The organism is Pseudomonas sp. NCCP-436 (assembly GCF_019656335.1).
In the GTDB taxonomy this organism is placed as follows: Bacteria; Pseudomonadota; Gammaproteobacteria; order Pseudomonadales; family Pseudomonadaceae; genus Aquipseudomonas.
The window spans coordinates 1-15793 of record NZ_BPLZ01000007.1 but is presented as its reverse complement, the minus strand read 5'-3'; the positions used below and the strand labels follow the sequence as shown (position 1 = coordinate 15793).

The following is a 15793-nucleotide window of genomic DNA, read 5'->3' as shown; positions in this document are numbered from 1 at the left end:
ACCGACCGCGGAGGCAGCCCATGGCTGAACTCAGACGCATCCTGCATATCGAGGACGATCCGTCCATCCAGGCTGTAGCCAGGCTGTCTTTGGAGGCTGTAGGAGGATTCCAGGTGCTGACTTGTAGCAGCGGTGCCGAAGCCCTGGAACAAGTCGAGGCCTTTGCTCCGGATTTCATCCTGCTGGACGTGATGATGCCCGGCATGGACGGCATGCAAACCCTGGAACGGCTGCGAGAGAGGATCAATATCCGGCAAATCCCGGTGGCCTTCATGACAGCCAAGGCGCACCCTGCGGAAATCGACCACTACCTCAGCCTGGGCGCCAGTGACGTACTGATCAAACCATTCGATCCGATGCAGCTGGCCGGCGAGGTAAAACGGGTCTGGGAGCAGCACAATGGACGCTAAAAGCCCTCTTCCTGCGGCTTTGCAGGAAAAACTGAATCAGCTCGTCGAGCAATTCGCCAGCCACCTGGCCGAAGAACTGCCGCGCCTGCGGCAACTGGCCGAGCGGCTGCCCGCAAGCGACGCAACCCAGCGCCGACAGCAGATGGAGCAATTGCGTGCCGCCCTGCATCGCCTAGCCGGCAGTGCCGGCACCTTCGGTTTCGCTCAGCTCAGTCAGCGAACCCGCGAGCAGGAACTGCAACTGCAGCACTGGCTGCAGAGTGACCTTCTGCAACCGGCAGAGCTTGCCACCTTCGTCGAAGCCATAAGCCAGCTTACTGCTCATACGAACACATCTACTGCCGTGCAAACGTTCCAGAACCCCTGACCTGACCACTCGCATCGGGCACAAGAGGAAGGACTGAAAACGCTCAGCCCCTCATGCTTCCGCACGCTGCAGCAAGCGGCGTTGGCGCCACTCCATGAAACTCTTGAGCAGCAGCGTCAGCAGTGCCATGCAGGCCAGCAGACCAGCGGCAGTGAAGGCCGCGGCCGGCTTGTAGTCATTATTGAGCTGATCGACCAGAAGCGGCAGGGTCAGGGTCTGGTTGATGATGGTGCCGGAAACCACCGATACCGCGCCGAACTCGCCCACCGCACGGGCGTTGGTCACCACCACGCCGTAGAGCAGCGCCCATTTGATCTTCGGCAGGCTGATGCGGCGGAAGATCTGCCAGCCACTGGCGCCCAGACACATGGCAGCGGTTTCCTCGTCCTGGCCCTGGGCCTGCATCACCGGAATCAGGATGCGCGCCACATAGGGCGCAGTGACAAATACCGTGACCATGACGATACCCGGCCAGGCGAACATCAGCTGCATGCCGTTATCGTAGAACCAGCGGCCGATGAAGCTCTCCAGACCGTAGACCACCAGATAGCAGAGACCAGCCACCACCGGCGACACCGCGTAGGGAATGTCGATCAGCGTAGTCAGCAGCTTGCGTCCGCGAAAGTCGTAATGGGTCACGCACCAGGCCAGGCAGATGCCGAAGCACAGGTTCAGCGGCACGGTGATCACCGCCACCAGCAGCGTCAGGCCGATGGCGTGGAGCATGTAGTCCTCGCTCAGATTGCTCCACAACAGTTCCAGGCCGCCGCCCAGCGCCTTGGTGAAGATCAGGGCCAGCGGCATCAGCAGCAACATAACCACTACCGCCAGACCGAGTACTACCAGCGCCCACTGGCGCCAATCCTGAGGTTTTTTCATCGACCTTGCCGTTGCCATGCGAACAGACGCCCCTGCACGACCTGCAGGAGGAACAGAAGAATCAGCGACGCCAGCAGGATCACCGAGGCAATGGCCGCCGCCGCCGGATAATTGAACTCCTGCAGACGGACGAAGATCATCAGCGAACTGACTTCCGTCTGGTAGGGGATGTTGCCGGCGATCATGATCACCGCGCCGAACTCGCCGAGACTGCGCACGAACGACTGCGAACCGCCGGTAACCAGCGCTGGAATCAGTGTCGGCAGGATCACCTTGCGGAAGGTCTGCAGTCGGCTGGCACCGAGGGTGCGCGCGGCCTCTTCGTACTCCGAACCGAGATCCTGCAGCACCGGCTGCACCGTGCGCACCACGAAGGGAATGCTGGTGAACACCATCGCCACCACGATGCCGGCGTAGGCATAGGCCACCTTGAAACCCAGCCACTGGCCGATCCAGCCATTGGGCACCAATAGCGCAGCGAGGGTCAGGCCGGCCACCGAGGTGGGCAAGGCGAATGGCAGGTCGACCAGCGCATCGACAATGCGCCGCCCGGGGAAGTCGTAACGGGTGATGATCCAAGCCAGCAGCAGGCCGATCACCAGTACCGCCAGGGTCGAGTAGAACGCCGCCGAGATGGTCACCTTGTAGGTCTGCACCACACGCGGATCGCTAATGGCGAACCAGTACTGCGACCAGCTCATGTCGCTGACGTACAGCAGCAGTGCCGACAACGGCAGCAGGATCACCAGCGACAGATACAGCACACTGACGCCGAAGCTCAGGCCAAAACCCGGCAGCAGCGGCGTTTGCAGGAAGAACAGCGTTGGTTTACTCACGAAGAAGCCCGGCTCTACAAATGCAGTTGGCCGCCAATAAGGCGGCCAACGGACCAGAAACTCAATAGCCCACGACGAATACAGCCCATGTGAGATCTCGCGAGCTAGAGCCCTGCAAGGCAAAAACAGGCGAGGGAGCGGAGTGTACTTTTGTACATGAGCATCCCGAGCCTGTTTTTAACGCCGCAGGGCCGACGCGCAGCAGATCGTTGACGAGCGCTCAGCGGCCCTCGGCCAGCAACTGGTCAAGAATACCACCGTTGTCGAAATGCTTGGCGGTGATATCGTCCCAGCTGCCCAGTACCTCGTTCGGGTTGATCAGGCGTACCGGTGCAAACTGCGCCTTGGTGGCTTCAACCACTTCCGGATGGTGCACACGGTAGTTGTAGCGGGTCAGCAGTTGCTGGATGTCCTTGCTGTACTGGAATTCGAGGAAGGACTTGGCCTGCTCACGAGTGCCACGCTCGTCGGCTACCTTGTCGACGATGGCGACCGGGAATTCGGCCAGCACGCTGACTTCCGGCACCACGATTTCCAGGTTGGCGGACTTGAACTCGTCGCCATTGGCGATGTTGATCACTTCCGATTCGAAGGTCAGCAGCACGTCGCCCTGGCCGTTCTGAGCGAAAGCCACGGTGGCGCCACGGCCGCCGGTAGGGAAGTTCTCGACGTTCTTCAGCACTTTGCCGACGAAGGCTTTCACCTTCTCCTGATCGCCGTTGAATTTCTCGTTGGCGAACAGCCAGGCGCCCAGGTAGCTGTAGCGGGCGTTACCGGAGGTCTTCGGGTTGGGGAATACCAGTTTCACGTCATCGCGAATCAGGTCGTCCCAGCCCTTGATGTTCTTCGGATTGCCTTCGCGCACCAGGAAGGCGGTGGTGCTGTAGTACGGCGAGGCGTTGTTGGGGAACTGCTTGGCCCAGTCATCACGCAACAGGCCGCGCTTGGCCAGGATGTCCACGTCGGAAACCTGGTTGAAGGTGACTACGTCGACCTTCTTGCCCTGGATGATGTCCTGCGCCTGACGCGAGCTGCCGGCGAAGGACTGGATGATCTTCACTTCCTTACCGCTCTGCTGCTTCCAGTGCTCGACAAACAACGGATTGATCTCGCCAAACAGTTCACGGGCAATGTCATAGGAGGCATTGTGGAACGGGGTGTCCGCAGCAGCATGAGTTAGCGATGTAGTCAGCAGCGTGGCGCTGGCCACGCTGGCCAGGAAAATCTTCTTGAGCATGAACGGCTTCCTTCTCGGGGTCCGGGCCTGCAGGCAGGCTATGTGATGGCGCGATTGTGGCGCACATCTCATATTCCTGAAAAATATCTTTTTATTATCTTCTTATAATCAATTTATTTTTGACGAACGAAAACACCCCGTTGCCATAAGGCAACAGGGTGATCGTTGGCCGTTTCCAACTGTCGGGAAGCTGCCAGGCGGTCTGCCGGAAGCCTCATTTGCCCTGGCTGCAACGGGTACAGCCAGACCAGACGACAGGATCAGAGCTTGGCGATGGAGACTTCGGTGGATTTGACGAAAGCAATCACCTCGCTGCCGACCTGCAGCTCCAGCTCACGTACGGAACGGGTAGTGATGACCGAGGTGACAATGCCGGCAGCGGTCTGTACGTCGATTTCAGACAGTACGTCGCCGATGACGATTTCCTTGATGGTGCCCTTGAACTGGTTACGGACGTTGATGGCCTTGATGCTCATGTTTGCTCTCCTGAGACTGACGGTTTTTTGCTGTGAATAGGGTCTAAAGTGCCCAGCGCAGTTGCGTGGGCAAGGGCGATACGGGCTCCGGGGGTAACGGCTGCTGCGGCTGGGCCAGCACACGATCGAGCACGCGGGCTTCCAGTGCCGCCAGTTGCGCCGAGCCATGCCGACGCGGACGCTCCAGGTGAACCTCAAGATCAAGACCGATCTGGCCGTCCTCGATCAGAATCACCCGATCAGCGACGGTCACTGCCTCGGCCACGTCGTGGGTAACCAGCAGCACGGTGAAGCCATGCTGCTGCCACAGGCGCTCGATCAGTTGCTGCATTTCAATACGGGTCAGTGCATCCAGCGCGCCGAGCGGCTCGTCGAGCAGCAGCAGGCGCGGACGGTGGATAAGTGCACGAGCCAGCGCCACTCGCTGTTTCTGTCCGCCGGACAGCGCCGCTGGCCACTCATTGGCGCGATCGGCCAGACCGACCGCCGCCAGCGCTTCCTCGGCCTGCTTGCGCCAGTCACCGGACAGCCCCAGGCCGACGTTGTCGATCACCCGCTTCCACGGCAGCAGGCGCGAGTCCTGGAACATCAGGCGGATGTCCTCGCGTACCGCGTTGAGCGACCCAGTGCCGGCCAGCAACTGGCCACCGCTGGGCTGATCCAGGCCGGCCAGCAGGCGCAGCAGGGTGCTCTTGCCGCAGCCGCTGCGACCGACCACGGCGACGAACTGTCCGGCGGGAATGTGCAGGTCGATGCCCTTGAGCACCTGGCGCTCGCCAAAGGATTTCTCGATCTTCTCGATCGCCAGCGGAATGCCCTGACGGATATTCTGCAGCGCGGTCATTGCCCACCTGCCTTGGCCTGATAGGCCGGATGCCAGCGCAGCCAGACGCGTTCCAGGCCACGGGCGGCGACATCGGCCAGCTTGCCGAGCACCGCGTAGAGCAGGATCGCCAGTACCACCACGTCGGTCTGCAGGAATTCGCGGGCGTTCATCGCCAGGTAGCCGATGCCGCTGCTGGCCGAGATGGTCTCAGCAACAATCAGGGTCAGCCACATGAAGCCCAAGGCGAAGCGCACGCCGACCAGGATCGACGGCAGCGCGCCGGGCAGGATCACCTGACGGAACAGGGCGAAGCCGGACAGTCCATAGCTGCGCGCCATTTCCACCAATGCCGGATCGACGTTGCGGATGCCGTGGTAGGTGTTGAGGTAGATGGGGAACAGGGTGCCGAGGGCGACGAGGAAGATCTTCGCGGCCTCGTCGATGCCGAACCAGAGGATCACCAGCGGGATCAGCGCCAGATGCGGCACGTTGCGGATCATCTGTACCGAGCTGTCGAGAAAGCGCTCACCCCATTTCGACAGTCCGGTAACAAAGCCCAGCAGCAGGCCGATACCACCGCCGATGGCGAAGCCGATACCGGCGCGCTGGCCGCTGATCGCCAGGTGCTGCCAGATTTCGCCGGAGGACAGCAGCTCCCAGCCGGCGGCCAGCACGGCGCTGGGCGCCGGCAGGATGCGGCTGGACAGCCAGCCACTGGCAACCGCCAGCTGCCAGACGGCCAGCAGCCCCAGCGGCAAGGCCCAGGGCGCAGCGCGCAGGGCCAGTTTGTGAAGGGTCGTGTTGCTCATGGTTGCCTCGAAAACCTTGTGTAGCGTCTGTATTCCCCAGACCCGCGCTTGCCTCAACTCGCCGAAGCCGCCTTCGGCAGAATGTCGCTGGAGATCATTTCGCCGAACGGGCTGACGTAGCCGCGGCTCTCCGGGCGCTCGGGCTGGGCCACGTCCAGGTGCGGGAACAGCAGCTCGGCGACCCGGTAGGACTCCTCCAGATGCGGGTAGCCGGAGAAGATGAAGGTGTCGATGCCCAGATCCGCGTATTCCTTCACTCGCGCCGCCACGGTCGGGCCGTCGCCGACCAGCGCGGTGCCGGCACCGCCGCGCACCAGGCCGACTCCGGCCCAGAGATTCGGCGACACTTCCAGGTTGTCCTTCTTGCCGCCGTGCAGGGCGGCCATGCGCTGCTGGCCCACCGAATCAAAGCGCGCCAGCGACGCCTGGGCGCGGTCGATGGTGTCCTGGTCCAGATGGCTGATCAGGCGATCCGCCGCGACCCAGGCTTCCTCATTGGTTTCGCGCACGATCACGTGCAGGCGGATGCCGAAGCGCACGCTGCGACCCTGGCGGGCGGCCTTCTCGCGGACCCGGGCGATCTTCTCGGCCACCGCAGCCGGCGGTTCGCCCCAGGTCAGGTACAGCTCGACCTGCTCAGCGGCCAGATCCTGCGCCGCGTCGGAAGAGCCGCCGAAATACAGCGGCGGACGCGGTTGCTGAATCGGTGGGTAGAGCAGCTTGGCGCCCTTCACCTGGATGTGCTTGCCGTCGTAGTCGACGGTTTCGCCTTCCAGCACGCGACGCCAGATACGGGTGAATTCGACGGAAGCCTCGTAGCGTTCGGCATGCGATAGGTGCAGGCCGTCGCCGGCCAGCTCGTCCGGGTCACCGCCGGTGACCAGGTTGAACAGCGCGCGGCCGCCCGACAGACGATCCAGGGTCGCCGCCTGGCGCGCGGCCACGGTCGGCGAAATGATCCCCGGGCGCAGGGCGACAAGGAACTTGAGGTTCTGCGTCACCGGAATCAGCGAAGCCGCCACCAGCCAGGAGTCCTCGCAGGAACGCCCGGTGGGGATCAGCACGCCACCGAAGCCGAGACGATCAGCGGCCTGGGCAATCTGGGTGAGATAGCCATGATCGACGGCACGGGCGCCTTCAGCGGTGCCCAGGTACTTGCCGTCACCATGGGTAGGCAGGAACCAGAAGATATTGAGGCTCATGGAGTTGTCTCCTTTCCGGAAATCGTCATAGTCCGGATCAATCCGGGAAATTCGGCCCCCCCAACCCTCGGCTCGACGAGCGAGGGGTTGGGTACGCGGGCTAGGGTCTTACTGGGCCTGGGCCAGCTTGGCGGGCGGAGTCCAGATCACGTCCTTGATCGTCAGCTTCCTGGGGATCAGCTTGAGATCGGTGAAGGTGTCCGCGATCTTCTGCTGCGCCTCGACCACGTCCGGGGTGATGAACCTGGCCCCGTAACCCTGGCGCTCGACGGCGCTGTAGGTGATCTCGCGGGACAGGCCCAGCAGTGGCGCGACCTGGTCGGTGGCCTCGTCCAGGTTGTTCTTGACCCACTCACCCACACCGCGGATCTCGTCGATCAGGATGCCGACCACTTCGGGGTTCTTTTCGGCATAGGGACGGGTCGCCAGGTAGAACTGGTGGTTGTCCACCAGGCCGCTGCCGTCACGCAGGCTGCGCGCCTGCAGCTGCTGCTCGGCGGCGGACTGGAACGGGTCCCAGATCACCCAGGCATCGACGCTGCCACGCTCGAAAGCGGCGCGGGCATCGGCCGGCGGCAGGTAGACCGGGGTGATGTCGCTGTACTTGAGGCCGGCATCTTCCAGGGCGCGCACCAGCAGGTAATGCACGTTGGAGCCCTTGTTCAGGGCGACCTTCTTGCCCTTGAGTTCGGCCACCGATTTGATCGACGAATCCTTCGGCACGAGGATCGCCTCGCCGGTCGGTGCTGGCGGTTCATGAGCGACGTAAAGCAGATCGGCGCCAGCCGCCTGAGCGAACACTGGCGGGGTCTCACCGGTGACGCCGAAATCCACGGAGCCGACGTTGAGGCCTTCGAGCAACTGCGGGCCGCCCGGGAATTCGGTCCATTTGACGTCCACGCCGCGTTCGGCCAGGCGTTTTTCCAGGGTGCCCTTGGCCTTGAGCAGCACCAGGGTGCCGTATTTCTGATAGCCGATACGCAGTGTCTCGGCCTGAGCTTGAGTGATGGCGCCGAAGGAAATGGCCGCGGCAAACAGGGCGACCAGGCTTCGACGCAAAGTGATGGTGCGCATGGCCCTCTCCTTTGCAGTGATGTCTTGGTTGGCTACCTGCTTGCCCGTTGACGGGCGAGTAAGGCGGGGTATTACGGGTGGATCAGATGCTCCAGCGGGCGTTTACCAGCCGGTCGTTCAATACGTTCGGATCGATCGGTTTCGGCCGCCGCGCCAATACGGCAGTCAGTTGTTCCAGCGCGTCGTCGAGGCGTTCGCGCAGCTCGTCATCAATCTGCGCGGGCCTGTCCCCTTCCGGATAGGCGATCTGCTTGTCCACGGCGAATACGCCGGAGAGCATTTCCTGCGCCTTGAGCGCGGCCAGCACCGGCTTGAGCGCGTAATCCACAGCCAGCAGATGCGCCGGGCTGCCACCGCTGGCCAGAGGCAGTACCACCTTGTGCGCCAGGGCACGTTCGGGCAGCAGGTCCAGCAGCACCTTCAAGGCGCCGGTGAACGACGCCTTGTACACCGGCGTGCCGACCACCAGACCATCGGCGCTGGCCACCACAGCCTGCAGATGCTGCACGGCCGGGCTGTCGAAGCGTGCATGCAGCAGGTCCTCGGCCGGGAAGTCGCGCACGCGCAGCAGGCTCACTTCCACCTGCTGCGCCTCCAGGCGCTGACGCACGTAATCCAGCAGCAGTTCGGTGCGCGAGCGCAGCGAGGGGCTGCCGGACAGCAAGACAACGTGCATGGCCGCTCCTCAGCGATTCGGCTGCGGGGTCAGACGCAGGTAAGGCTTAACCACGCGATAACCTTTCGGGAAGCGCTCGGCGATCTCGGCCTCATCCTTCAGCGAGGGAACAATGACCACCTCGTCGCCGTCCACCCAGTTGGCCGGCGTGGCGACCTTGTAGTTGTCGGTCAGCTGCAGCGAATCGACTACCCGCAGGATCTCGTTGAAGTTGCGCCCGGTGCTGGCCGGGTAGGTGATGGTCAGGCGCACCTTCTTGTTCGGGTCGATGATGAACAGCGAACGCACGGTCAGGGTATCATTGGCGTTCGGATGGATCAGGTCGTAGAGATCGGAGACCTTGCGATCGGCATCGGCGATGATCGGGAAGTTGACCGCAGTGTTCTGCGTCTCGTTGATGTCGTCGATCCACTTGATGTGCGAGTCGACCGGATCGACGGACAGGGCGATGGCCTTGACGCCGCGCTTGGCGAATTCGTCCTTGAGCTTGGCAGTGAAACCCAGTTCGGTGGTGCACACCGGCGTGAAGTCGGCCGGGTGGGAGAAGAGGATGCCCCAGCTGTCGCCCAGCCACTCGTGGAAACGAATGCGGCCTTCGCTGGAATCCTGTTCGAAGTCGGGGGCGATATCGCCCAGACGGATACTCATGATCGTGCTCCTTGGCAGTAGCTTGTTGCGTGGCGCTCACTATGCTCAGGAACAAAGAGAAACAAAAAGAATAAATAATGATTTATTTATAACTGAAACACCTTTAAAGAAAGACCGTCATGACCATACCAAGCCTGCACAAGGTTCCCGGAGAACAGGCGCCGATGGCGCTGCTGCTGGAAGCCGACCCCAGCACCACCGTCATCGCGGGTTATCTGCAGGAGGGCCATTGCGTGGTCGCGCGCCTGAACGACGCGATCATCGGCGTCTACGTGATCAAGGCCCTGCACGCCAGCACCTGGGAACTGATGAACATCGCCGTGGCGCCCGAACACCAGGGCCAGGGCATCGGCGGCCTGCTGCTGCGCCATGCCATCGACCAGGCCCGTCAGCTTGGCGCACAGCGCCTGGAACTGGGCACCGGCAGCTTCGGCCACCAACTGACCTTCTACCAGCGCGCCGGCTTTCGCGTGGTAGCAGTAGAGCCGGACTACTTTCTGCAGCACTATCCCGAACCGCTGTACGAGAACGGCCTGCAGCATCGCGATCGCCTGCGTCTGGCGCTGACGCTATAACGCCAGATACGCCGCCAGGCCGAGCGACGCACAGGCCGTCAGTGTCTCGATCACCCCGCGCTTGAAGATCAACAACGCCACGCCCGCACCGAGGGTGATCAACGCCGACACCCCGTCGAACGCCCCGGCAAAACCCTGCGGCCAGAGCACGTGATAACCGAAAAACAGCGCCAGGTTGAGGATCACCCCCACCACGGCGGCGGTGATCCCGGTCAGCGGCGCAGTGAACTTCATCTGGCCATGGGTCGATTCCACCAGCGGCCCGCCGGCGAGGATGAACAGGAACGACGGCAGGAAGGTGAACCAGGTAACCAGCACCGCCGCCAGCGCGCCACTGGCGAAGGCCGATTCGCCGCCGAACACCGGCTGGCCATAGGCACCGACGAAGGCAACGAAGGCTACCAGCATGATCAGCGGCCCCGGCGTGGTTTCGCCCAATGCCAGGCCATCGATCATCTGCCGCGGCGTCAACCAGCCGAAGTGGTCGATGGCGCCCTGGTACACGTAGGGCAGCACCGCATAGGCTCCGCCGAAGGTGAGCAGCGCCGCCTTGGTGAAGAACCAGCCCATCTGAGGCAACGTGCCCTGCCAGCCGAACGCCAGAGTCAGCAGGCCCATCGGCAGCAGCCAGAGCAGCGCGCCGACCAGCAGGATCAGCGCCAGCCGACCGGAGCGAAAATGCGTATGCGCCAGACGCGTCTCGTCATCGATCAGCGCGGGCACATGCGCCCCACCCGCCTCGCCATGCCCGGCGCCAACCGCGAAGTGCTGCGGCGCCAGTCGCCCGCCGATGTAGCCGACCAGCGCCGCCCCCAGCACGATCAGCGGGAACGGCAGCTGCAGGGCGAAAATGGCCACGAATGCCGCCGCCGCGATGGCCCACAGCCAGGCATTCTTCAACACCCGCCCGCCGATGCGCCAGGCCGCCTGCAGCACGATGGCCGTCACCGCCGGCTTGATACCATAGAAGATCCCCGCCACCAGCGGCACATCGCCGAACACCAGATAGACCCAGGACAGCGCGATCAGGATCAACAGCGACGGCAGCACGAACAGCGCTCCGGCGATCACCCCGCCCCAGGTGCGGTGCATCAGCCAGCCGATATAGGTGGCCAGCTGCTGCGCCTCCGGCCCGGGCAGCAACATGCAGTAGTTCAGCGCATGCAGAAAGCGCCGCTCGGACAGCCAGCGGCGCTTCTCCACCAACTCCTGATGCATGATCGAAATCTGCCCGGCCGGCCCACCGAAACTGATCAACCCCAGCTTCAACCAGAACCAGAAGGCCTGCAGCAGACTGACCGGCGCGGGACGTTCAGACGAGTCAGGCATCGAAGGCTCCAACGGCTAAAAATCGACCGGCCACTATAGCCACGAAAGATGACAGCGGCGCGTCACCGCACGAAAAATCACCAGCCCCACGCAGCCCTTGCCCCACCTGGCCTGGACAAGTTTTCCCGCATCTTATCCACAATGCTTTCCCCAGATTTTGTGCACGACACCCGGCGACACGCCCTGACTCTGCCGCACTGTTGAAAACCTGAGCCAAGTAATTGATTAAAAGCGATATTCCTTCTGGCGATAACTCCAGCAAAGCATCATTGGGTAAAAAATGAACGGCCTTCCGTGGCCCGCTTGAATGCTAAGCGTAGAGCGCTTTTGCAAAGGTTATCCACAGCGGTGTTCACAGAATTTGTGGGTAGGTTTGGAAGGCCTGTCCTGCTCCCAAGTACATCCCACAAAAGCCCCCCGGATTCCATCCGGGCTACAAACAGCCGTCGCGTGCGATACGCACAAAAAATCGGGCCTTGCGGCCCGAAAAAGTACTCCACCTTGAAGAGTTCGTTTACAGCGCGTGCGACTGGTACAGCTCGGTCAGCGCTTCGCCACGCAGATAGGCCAGTTCGGCCGAGCGGCGGTCGCGAGGGCGGGCCAGAGGCACGGCCAGTTCGCGTTGCAGGCGGCTTGGCGTGCCGCCGAGGATCAGCACGCGGTCGCTGAGGTAGAAGGCTTCGTCGAGGTCATGGGTGACCAGCAGCACGGCGATCTCATAGCGGGCGGCCAGCTCCACCACCAGATCCTGCAGTTTCATGCGGGTGAAGGCGTCCACCGCGCTGAAGGGCTCATCCAGCAGCAGCACCTGCGGTTTGCCGTACAGCGCGCGGGCGATGGCCACGCGCTGGGCCTGGCCGCCGGAGAGGTGCTTGGGTAGCGCGTCGCCCCGTCCGTGCAGGCCGACATCGCGCAGCAGTTGTTCAACCCACTGATCATCAGCCACCCAGCCATCGGCGAAGCCGACGTTCTGGGCCACGCTGAGCCAGGGCATCAGCCGGGGTTCCTGGAACACCACGCCGATGCCGCTACCGCGACCGAAGTTGAGCAGCGGGTTGAGTTCCAGCCCGCCCTGATAGTCCTGATCCAGCCCGGCGGAGATACGCAGCAAGGTACTCTTGCCGCAGCCCGAGGGGCCGAGCAGGCTGACCACTTCACCAGCAGCCAGGCTCAGGCTGACGTCTTCGAGCACACGCACGTCAGCGAAGGCCTTGTGGATGTTCTGCAGTTTCAACAGCGCACTCATGCTCCGCCCTCCCCGCCCTGAAAGCTGTCGCGCCAGCGCAGGGCTCGGGTTTCCCAGGCCTTGAGCAGGCTGTCGCTGAGTTTGCCGAGCAGCGCCAGCAGCAGGATGGCGGCGATCACCAGATCCGGCCGCGAGGTTTCCCGGCCATCGCTGAGCAGATAGCCAAGGCCTCGGGTGGCGGCGATCAGTTCGGCGGCGACGAGGAACATCCAGCTCAGGCTGAGCGCGCCGCGCAGGCCGGTGAACAGGCTAGGCAGCGCAGCGGGCAGGAGAATCCGGCACACCAGTGCCAGCGGCGACAAGCCGTAGAGCCGGCCGACTTCCACCAGTTTGCGGTCGATATTGCGAATGCCGGCGAGCAGCGCCAGGTACACCGGGAAGAAGGCGCCGAGGGCGATCAGCACGATCTTCGGCGTTTCGTCGATGCCCAGCCAGAGCAGCAACAGCGGCACCCAGGCCAGGCTGGGAATCGCCCGCAGCGCCTGGAAGGTCGGCTCCAGATAGGCTTCGGCGCGGCGGCTCAAGCCCACCCAGGTGCCAATGACGATGGCCAGCGCGGCGCCGATGGCAAAACCGGCGCCGACGCGCAGCAGGCTGGCGTTCAGGTGCCGCCATAGCTCGCCGCTCTGCGCCAGCAGGTACAGCGTTTGCGCCACCTGGCTCGGCGCAGGCATCTGGTGCGCGGGCAATACGCCGCTGCGCACCAGGGTTTCCAGCAGGGCCAGCAGCAGCAGGGGCACCACCCAACCGCGCAGGTCGGTCAGTGCCGGCCGCCAGCCTGGAAGCCGTTCAGCCCAGCGACCGATGACGAGATTGAGCGCGCCCATCGGTCAGTTCCCCGCCCTGGCCAGGTTGCTGCCGATCACCTGAGCGGCCAGTTGCGGCTGAATCAGTTGGTCGACCACCTGGGCGACGTCGGTACCCGGACGCACCAGTTGCTCGTCGAGCAGGATCGGCGCGGCGGCTTTCAGCGCCTTGATGTGTTCGGCGCCCGGCTGCGGGTTGCTGAAGTCGGTGCGCGACAGTTGCAGCCTAGCCACTTCCAGCGGCAGCTTGGCTTCGTCGGCGAGCAACTGAGCCAGGTCATCGGGGTTGGCGATGGCCCACTGGCGCGCCTGCTCGTAGGCGGCGATCACCTGCTGGATCAGCTCGGGCTGCTCCTTGGCGAACTTCTCGGTGACGCTGAGCACGCTATAGCTGTTGAAGTCGCGGTTGCGGTACAGCAGGCGCGAACCGGCCTGCAGCTCGCTGGCCGCCATCAGCGGGTCGAGCCCGGCCCAGGCCTGCACGTCGCCGCGCTCCAGGGCGACGCGGCCGTCCGGGTGCTGCAGGTGGACGATTTCCACGGCGTTCTTGTCCAGCCCGGCCTTCTGCAGGCTTTGCAGGAGGAACAGGAAAGGGTCGGTGCCCTTGGTGGCGGCGACCTTCTTGCCCTTGAGGTCGGCCAGCGACTGGATGGGCGAGTCCTTGGGCACCACCAGCGCTGTCCACTCCGGGCGGCTGGCGACGTAGACGGTGTTGATCGGCGCGCCGTTGGCGCGGCTGAGCACGGCGGCCAGGCCGGCAGTGGAAGCGAAATCGGTGCTACCGCCGTTGAGGTATTCCAGCGAGCGGTTGCTGCCCTGGCTGAATACCCATTTGACGGCGATGCCCTGCGGCGCGAGGGCTTTTTCCAGCAAGCCCTGCTGCTTGAGCACCAGGCTGGTGGGGGCGTAGTAGGCGTAGTCCAGGCGGACTTCCTTCGGTGGTGCGGCGTGCACGCTGGCCGGCAGCCAGGCGGCAATCAGGGCCGCCAGGCCGGTACGCAAGAGGTTCTTCTTCATGGTCATCTCCTTCGGGTAAAGCGCCTTCCGGCCCGTTGGCGGGCCGGTCAGGAGATGGCAACAGGGGGGTTACAGCAGTGGCAGGGTGTAGCTGACGATCAGACGGTGCTGATCAGTGTCGGCCTGGCTGGCCAGGTCGCTGCGCAGTACGCCGTAGCGCCAGCCCAGACCCAGACCTTTCAGCGCGCCGTCCTGGAACACGTAGTCCACGGCCACGTCACGCTCCCACTCCTTCGCCTCGCTGCCACCAGCCACCTTGATGCTGGTGCCCTTGAGGTAGGCTGCCGACGCCTTCAGACCCGGCACACCGACGCTGGCGAAGTCGTAGCTGTACTGGCCGAAAGTGGTGCGCTCACCGGCACGGGTGAAGTTGGTTACCAAGCGATCGGTCAGCAGATACACGCTGGCACCGGCCGAACCTTCGATACCGCCCTGGTTGAGCTGGACGAAGTTGCTGTCGTCGGAAACGCGCTGGTAACCCAGCAGCAACGCATGGCCGCCCAGGCTGTAGGTGAAGGCTGCACTCCAGGTGTTGTTGTCGATCTTGCCGTCACCATTCTTGGTGTAGCCACCAACCCCGTAGCCTGCTTCCTTGCCGTTCTTGCCGTCGGAGGAAGTGCGGAAGTAGCGCAGATCCGTCTTCAGCGAACCTTCGCCCAGGCCCAGGTTGTGGGTCAGACCGGCAAAGTGCTGCTTGTAGTAGTCCTCAAGGTTCGCGTAGTAGTACTGCGCGGTCAGATCCTTGTTGACCTTCCAGTCGCCGCCAGCGAAGTAGAACTTGTTGCTCGCTTCGCTACCGCCATTGACCGACAGACCGGTGCTGTTGCTCGAAGCACGGCCCACGGCGCGCTCGATCTGACCAGCGGTCAGAGTCAGGTTGTCGATTTCGTTGGAGGTGATCTGGCCACCTTCGAACAGCTGCGGCAGCAGGCGGCCGTCGTTGGATACCAGGATCGGCAGTTTCGGCGTCAGGGTACCGATGCGCGCCTCGGTCTTGGAGAAACGAACCTTGCCGGTCAGCCCGGCCTTGCTGAACTCGTCGACAGCGCTGCCATCGCTTTCCAGCGGGAACAGAGCACCCGGAGTACGGTCACGACCGGCCTTGGTGGCACGACCACCACCATCCAGACGCACGCCCAAGAGGCCGACGGCGTCAACGCCGAAACCCACGGTGCCTTCGGTGAAGCCCGACTGGTAGTTGAGAATGAAGCCCTGCCCCCACTCGCTGGCCTCGCCATTGTTGTTGGCGGTGTTGACGGTGTTGTTGTCGAAGTAGAAGTTGCGCAGGGTCAGGCTGGCCTTGCTGTCGCCGATGAAGTCGGCAACGGCTGCCTGGCTCAGGCCCAGGGTGCTGGCGGCTACAGCCAGTGCCAGGGAGGT

18 protein-coding genes are annotated in these 15793 nt (G+C 63.4%); 3 read left to right on the top strand and 15 right to left on the bottom strand.

Annotated elements, in window-relative coordinates; translation table 11 throughout:
* Positions 1–20: 20 nt before the first annotated feature.
* Both NCCP436_RS09345 and NCCP436_RS09340 read left to right on the top strand, forming a co-directional pair.
* Positions 21–410 carry a response regulator gene (locus NCCP436_RS09345; protein ID WP_220803725.1) on the top strand — a complete coding sequence of 130 codons (390 nt, stop codon included), beginning with the start codon at positions 21–23 and terminating at the stop codon, positions 408–410.
* The gene (locus NCCP436_RS09340) at positions 400–777 is read left to right on the top strand and encodes an Hpt domain-containing protein (RefSeq protein WP_220803724.1); all 378 of its coding nucleotides are present in this window, start codon (positions 400–402) and stop codon (positions 775–777) included. The genes NCCP436_RS09345 and NCCP436_RS09340 overlap by 11 nt, the downstream gene beginning before the upstream one ends.
* Before the next feature lie 51 nt (positions 778–828).
* Here NCCP436_RS09340 and cysW read toward each other — a convergent pair whose 3' ends face one another.
* From cysW to NCCP436_RS09290, 10 genes are all read right to left on the bottom strand, one after another.
* Positions 829–1656: a sulfate ABC transporter permease subunit CysW gene (cysW, locus tag NCCP436_RS09335; RefSeq protein ID WP_220803723.1), complete on the bottom strand. Its 828-nt coding sequence runs from the start codon at positions 1654–1656 to the stop codon at positions 829–831.
* A complete protein-coding gene (gene cysT, locus NCCP436_RS09330) occupies positions 1653–2492 on the bottom strand; it encodes a sulfate ABC transporter permease subunit CysT (RefSeq protein ID WP_220803722.1) in 840 nt (279 codons plus the stop codon). The genes cysW and cysT overlap by 4 nt, the downstream gene beginning before the upstream one ends.
* Positions 2493–2712: 220 nt before the next feature.
* Entirely contained in the window at positions 2713–3729 is a 1017-nt protein-coding gene (gene cysP, locus NCCP436_RS09325; protein WP_220803721.1) for a thiosulfate ABC transporter substrate-binding protein CysP, read from the bottom strand.
* A gap of 260 nt (positions 3730–3989) precedes the next feature.
* Positions 3990–4205: a molybdopterin-binding protein gene (locus tag NCCP436_RS09320; RefSeq protein ID WP_220803720.1), complete on the bottom strand. Its 216-nt coding sequence runs from the start codon at positions 4203–4205 to the stop codon at positions 3990–3992.
* 43 nt (positions 4206–4248) lie between these two features.
* The gene (gene ssuB, locus NCCP436_RS09315) at positions 4249–5049 is read right to left on the bottom strand and encodes an aliphatic sulfonates ABC transporter ATP-binding protein (protein ID WP_220803719.1); all 801 of its coding nucleotides are present in this window, start codon (positions 5047–5049) and stop codon (positions 4249–4251) included.
* Positions 5046–5840, bottom strand: coding sequence for an aliphatic sulfonate ABC transporter permease SsuC (gene ssuC, locus NCCP436_RS09310; protein ID WP_220803718.1), 795 nt, complete (start codon positions 5838–5840; stop codon positions 5046–5048). Before ssuC ends, ssuB begins: the two co-directional genes overlap by 4 nt.
* A 53-nt stretch (positions 5841–5893) precedes the next feature.
* On the bottom strand, positions 5894–7042 hold the full coding sequence (gene ssuD, locus NCCP436_RS09305; protein ID WP_220803717.1) for an FMNH2-dependent alkanesulfonate monooxygenase: 1149 nt from the start codon (positions 7040–7042) through the stop codon (positions 5894–5896).
* Positions 7043–7150: 108 nt separating this feature from the next.
* On the bottom strand, positions 7151–8116 hold the full coding sequence (locus NCCP436_RS09300) for a sulfonate ABC transporter substrate-binding protein (protein WP_220803716.1): 966 nt from the start codon (positions 8114–8116) through the stop codon (positions 7151–7153).
* Between the two features lie 82 nt (positions 8117–8198).
* The gene (gene ssuE, locus NCCP436_RS09295) at positions 8199–8792 is read right to left on the bottom strand and encodes an NADPH-dependent FMN reductase (protein ID WP_220803715.1); all 594 of its coding nucleotides are present in this window, start codon (positions 8790–8792) and stop codon (positions 8199–8201) included.
* 9 nt (positions 8793–8801) lie between these two features.
* Positions 8802–9440 (bottom strand): peroxiredoxin, encoded by a 639-nt coding sequence (locus NCCP436_RS09290; RefSeq protein WP_220803714.1) that lies wholly within the window; start codon positions 9438–9440, stop codon positions 8802–8804.
* 119 nt (positions 9441–9559) lie between these two features.
* On the opposite strand from NCCP436_RS09290, the gene NCCP436_RS09285 reads away from it, so the two are divergent.
* On the top strand, positions 9560–10015 hold the full coding sequence (locus NCCP436_RS09285) for a GNAT family N-acetyltransferase (protein ID WP_220803713.1): 456 nt from the start codon (positions 9560–9562) through the stop codon (positions 10013–10015).
* Here NCCP436_RS09285 and chrA read toward each other — a convergent pair.
* The 5 genes from chrA to NCCP436_RS09260 all read right to left on the bottom strand — a co-directional run.
* Positions 10010–11344 (bottom strand): chromate efflux transporter, encoded by a 1335-nt coding sequence (gene chrA, locus NCCP436_RS09280; protein WP_220803712.1) that lies wholly within the window; start codon positions 11342–11344, stop codon positions 10010–10012. The genes NCCP436_RS09285 and chrA overlap by 6 nt on opposite strands.
* A gap of 514 nt (positions 11345–11858) precedes the next feature.
* On the bottom strand, positions 11859–12590 hold the full coding sequence (locus NCCP436_RS09275) for an ABC transporter ATP-binding protein (protein ID WP_220803711.1): 732 nt from the start codon (positions 12588–12590) through the stop codon (positions 11859–11861).
* A complete protein-coding gene (locus tag NCCP436_RS09270) occupies positions 12587–13417 on the bottom strand; it encodes an ABC transporter permease (RefSeq protein WP_220803710.1) in 831 nt (276 codons plus the stop codon). The genes NCCP436_RS09275 and NCCP436_RS09270 overlap by 4 nt, the downstream gene beginning before the upstream one ends.
* 3 nt (positions 13418–13420) lie before the next feature.
* Positions 13421–14413: an aliphatic sulfonate ABC transporter substrate-binding protein gene (locus NCCP436_RS09265; protein WP_220803709.1), complete on the bottom strand. Its 993-nt coding sequence runs from the start codon at positions 14411–14413 to the stop codon at positions 13421–13423.
* A gap of 69 nt (positions 14414–14482) precedes the next feature.
* Positions 14483–15793 (bottom strand): OprD family porin (locus tag NCCP436_RS09260; protein ID WP_259651474.1); only part of this gene is annotated, 1311 nt, incomplete at its 5' end.

Excerpts from the sequence above, each read along its gene's own strand:
- NCCP436_RS09275 (WP_220803711.1), bottom strand. The coding sequence starts at position 12,590 with ATGAGTGCGCTGTTGAAACTGCAGAACATCCACAAGGCCTTCGCTGAC.
- NCCP436_RS09285 (WP_220803713.1), top strand. The coding sequence starts at position 9,560 with ATGACCATACCAAGCCTGCACAAGGTTCCCGGAGAACAGGCGCCGATG.
- ssuD (WP_220803717.1), bottom strand. The coding sequence starts at position 7,042 with ATGAGCCTCAATATCTTCTGGTTCCTGCCTACCCATGGTGACGGCAAG.
- ssuC (WP_220803718.1), bottom strand. The coding sequence starts at position 5,840 with ATGAGCAACACGACCCTTCACAAACTGGCCCTGCGCGCTGCGCCCTGG.
- NCCP436_RS09290 (WP_220803714.1), bottom strand. The coding sequence starts at position 9,440 with ATGAGTATCCGTCTGGGCGATATCGCCCCCGACTTCGAACAGGATTCC.
- NCCP436_RS09340 (WP_220803724.1), top strand. The coding sequence starts at position 400 with ATGGACGCTAAAAGCCCTCTTCCTGCGGCTTTGCAGGAAAAACTGAAT.
- ssuE (WP_220803715.1), bottom strand. The coding sequence starts at position 8,792 with ATGCACGTTGTCTTGCTGTCCGGCAGCCCCTCGCTGCGCTCGCGCACC.
- chrA (WP_220803712.1), bottom strand. The coding sequence starts at position 11,344 with ATGCCTGACTCGTCTGAACGTCCCGCGCCGGTCAGTCTGCTGCAGGCC.
- NCCP436_RS09265 (WP_220803709.1), bottom strand. The coding sequence starts at position 14,413 with ATGAAGAAGAACCTCTTGCGTACCGGCCTGGCGGCCCTGATTGCCGCC.
- cysW (WP_220803723.1), bottom strand. The coding sequence starts at position 1,656 with ATGAAAAAACCTCAGGATTGGCGCCAGTGGGCGCTGGTAGTACTCGGT.
- ssuB (WP_220803719.1), bottom strand. The coding sequence starts at position 5,049 with ATGACCGCGCTGCAGAATATCCGTCAGGGCATTCCGCTGGCGATCGAG.
- NCCP436_RS09270 (WP_220803710.1), bottom strand. The coding sequence starts at position 13,417 with ATGGGCGCGCTCAATCTCGTCATCGGTCGCTGGGCTGAACGGCTTCCA.
- NCCP436_RS09300 (WP_220803716.1), bottom strand. The coding sequence starts at position 8,116 with ATGCGCACCATCACTTTGCGTCGAAGCCTGGTCGCCCTGTTTGCCGCG.
- cysP (WP_220803721.1), bottom strand. The coding sequence starts at position 3,729 with ATGCTCAAGAAGATTTTCCTGGCCAGCGTGGCCAGCGCCACGCTGCTG.
- NCCP436_RS09345 (WP_220803725.1), top strand. The coding sequence starts at position 21 with ATGGCTGAACTCAGACGCATCCTGCATATCGAGGACGATCCGTCCATC.
- NCCP436_RS09320 (WP_220803720.1), bottom strand. The coding sequence starts at position 4,205 with ATGAGCATCAAGGCCATCAACGTCCGTAACCAGTTCAAGGGCACCATC.